This is a genomic window from Pseudanabaena sp. 'Roaring Creek' (genome assembly GCF_001402795.1).
In the GTDB taxonomy this organism is placed as follows: Bacteria; Cyanobacteriota; Cyanobacteriia; order Pseudanabaenales; family Pseudanabaenaceae; genus Pseudanabaena.
On record NZ_LIRE01000225.1, the window covers coordinates 1 to 3,259 of the forward strand.

At 42.6% G+C, this 3,259-nt stretch carries 3 protein-coding genes; 1 reads left to right on the forward strand and 2 read right to left on the reverse strand.

Annotation, left to right across the window (positions count from 1 at the left end; genetic code table 11):
• Positions 1-215: 215 nt before the first annotated feature.
• Positions 216-1,316, forward strand: a complete 1,101-nt coding sequence (thrC, locus tag AC805_RS07485) for a threonine synthase (protein ID WP_055074838.1) — start codon at positions 216-218, stop codon at positions 1,314-1,316.
• Positions 1,317-1,510: 194 nt separating this feature from the next.
• On the opposite strand, the gene AC805_RS07490 is transcribed toward thrC, so the two are convergent.
• Positions 1,511-2,053, reverse strand: a complete 543-nt coding sequence (locus tag AC805_RS07490; RefSeq protein ID WP_055074839.1) for a phage tail protein — start codon at positions 2,051-2,053, stop codon at positions 1,511-1,513.
• Positions 2,054-2,203: 150 nt separating this feature from the next.
• Positions 2,204-2,746 (reverse strand): phage tail protein, encoded by a 543-nt coding sequence (locus AC805_RS07495; RefSeq protein WP_055074840.1) that lies wholly within the window; start codon positions 2,744-2,746, stop codon positions 2,204-2,206.
• Positions 2,747-3,259 lie beyond the last annotated feature (513 nt).

Consider the following 3,259-nt stretch of genomic DNA (forward strand, 5'->3'; position numbering starts at 1 on the left):
AGTAAGGGTTTTCAAAGCTCAAAATGGCTATGCCATTTTGAGCTTTAGTATAAAAAAACTTCTATTAATGCTTCAACTATTTGCAGTAATATATAGGCTTATACTTGTTTGCCATTGCAAATCAAACCCAGTCTGGATTTTGAGATCTGAGTTTTGGTATTTGTTATAGAGCTAAACTAGATTCGATAGTTTATAAGCATTTTATAGAAGAAAGCGTGATTGATACTCGTCTCGATCTTTACCCTGCCTCTACGGTTCCTAATGGCTGGCCAGGACTTATATGTCGCTATGCGGATTATTTGCCAGTTACAGACCAAACCCCAATTGTCACTTTGCATGAAGGCAATACTCCCCTAATTCCCGCGATCGCCCTTAGCGAAAAATTAGGACACAATATCAAAGTCCTGCTCAAGTATGACGGACTCAACCCCACTGGCAGCTTTAAAGATCGCGGCATGACGATGGCGATTTCTAAAGCTAAGGAATCTGGCTCGGAGGCGGTAATTTGTGCGAGTACGGGGAATACTTCGGCAGCAGCAGCAGCCTATGCTAAACGTGGCGGATTAAAGGCTTTTGTCTTAATTCCCGATGGCAAGATTGCCCTTGGTAAGTTGAGTCAAGCCCTAATCTATGGCGCAGAAGTAATTGCGATCGATGGTAATTTTGACCAAGCCCTCGAAATTGTGCGAGAAATGTCGGAAAAATTTCCGATTACGTTGGTTAACTCTGTCAATCCCTATCGCCTTGAAGGTCAAAAAACGGCTGCCTTTGAACTGGTAGAAGCGATCGGTGATGCCCCTGATTGGTTATGTATTCCGATGGGCAATGCTGGTAATATTACTGCCTACTGGATGGGATTTTCCCAATATTATGCATCGGGAAAATCCGCCAAATTACCGCGAATGATGGGATTTCAGGCTGCGGGAGCTGCTCCCTTAGTAACAGGACAAGTCTTTGATAAACCCGAAACGATCGCTACAGCAATCAGAATCGGCAATCCTGCTAACTGGGCAAAGGCACTCAAAGTGCGGGAAGAAAGCGGCGGTGCTTTTCATAGCGTCACCGATGTCGAAATTCTTGCGGCTTACAAGTTCTTAGCTGGGGAAGAGGGTGTTTTCTGCGAGCCTGCTAGTGCCGCTTCAGTAGCGGGCTTGCTAAAAATTAGCGATCAAATTCCTTCAGGAGCGACGATTGTGTGCGTACTGACTGGCAATGGTATTAAGGATCCCGATACAGCGATCGCCTGTGCCGAATCCAAATTGCATAAGGGCATTGCCCCCGATATTACTAGCGTAGCGAAGGTCATGGGCTTTTAAATGCAGTAGGACTTAAATTTCTATAAGAGAGTGGCGGCGCTTTGCGCCGCCACTCTCTTATGAGGAAACCCGTAAAGTTGCGTCCCGTAGGGGCGCAACTTTACGGGTTTTGGTTTGTAATTAATGTCAGTTAGGGTTTAGCTGGCAAATTTTCAATGCCCATTTCAAATTATCCCGAACTAACGTTAGCTATACTATGAACGCATAGGATAATTTCCTTGGAGGGCGATACAATACCGTAAAGCTAAATAGGGTTGTAAGGTTGAAACTGATGCTGTTTGCAAGTTTGCACTATTGACGACAGCAACGGCTGACGGATTTGCTGATGCAGCAGCCTTAGCACTACTAGAATCTAAACTTAATCTGATATTTTCTTGACCGCCAAGCTGTCCAAGTTCATAACGATTAAGCCCCTGTCCTTGACCGTAGCCGATGGGAATGCGGCTCCGTAAATCGGGCAGATTAAATGTAGTACTTCCGTTACCGCCATAGTTTGTACCCAACAGCGAGAAAAGAGCTGCGTTTTGGTTAATGGACATCGTTTGACCATTGGCTTCAGCCCAATTTCTGGGGCAGAAATCATTGGCTACGAGCATAATCTCTCCAATGTCTGGGTCGGAAGATGCATTGGCAGGAGCGGTATATCCGCCCAAAGACAAACCAACTACCACGGCAAAGCAGACAAGAATCGAGATTAACAGCCTGATAGTTTGATGCAATCGATCGCCTAGTTTCATAATTCTATGTCTTTGTATTTCACTTTGTATTTCATGTTTTTAGGTTCCAATCAAAAGGCGATAAGAGAATCAGGCTCATAGCCCGATCTCAAAGATCATAAATCTATGAAACCCTAAGCCTCAAATCCTCATGAGGGAATGACATCAGAGCTAGTCACGGCTAGGAAATAGGCCATTAAGGGCTATGCAATAGCGCAATGCTAAGTAGGGCTGGACGGGTGAAACTGCGGCTGGTTGCAGTTTCGCATTATTAACAACGGCAACTGCTGATGCATCAGTAGAAGCGGCAACTTTAGCATTAGCCACAGTTACAGCTAAGGCAACATTTTCCTGCCCACCAGTCTGACCGAGTTGGTAACGAGAAAGTCCATTGCCCTGACCATAGCCAACAGCTACACGACTACGTAAATCTGGCAGATTAAACGTAGTGTATCCCTGTCCTCCATAAGTATTACCGATCAGTGCATAAAGAGCTTGATATTGATTAACGGGAAGAGATCTACCATCTGCTTCAGCCCAGTCTTGAGGACAGTAGGTGTTAGCGGTAGTCATAATTTCCCCAATAAATGGATCGTACCCAGCATTTGCAGGAGCATTGTATCCCCCCAATAAAAGTCCCACCGCTATAACAAAGGATGCAAGAACCGATAGTGATACTTTGATAGCCTTGTGCAATTGATGACCTAATTTCATATTTCTATGCTTTGTGGTAATTCATAGGTTAATTGACTCCAAAAAAATATTGCCGCTTAATCTGTTAGCAAATCAATACAAACTAACAAGGTGGTTGCGATCGCGCTGCAATGCGATCAATAATTAATACCAAATAGATATTTACTTGGCTCTATTATTGATATTTGATTGCTTATATAATCTTTTTGAAGTCCTCATGATACTAACATTTCAAAGTAAACAAGGATAGATAGGATATGTAAACTTTTTTATATAGCGATCGCTAAGTATTTGCCAAGTATTTGCTAAGTATAACGAGACACATAGAAGTTCCTATGGACTGCAAATATAGTATTTGCAAGCTTAGATTGAAATTGAGTTATGGTGCTTAATACAGTAAATCTTTAGGCTATAACTAAATCGTGGAATGATCGTGAGATTATTATTTTCTAATTTATAGTGTCTAGTCAAACTACTTTTTTATCGCGAAACAATAGAGGTTTTCAATATGTATATAGCAGTCCTAAATCATTT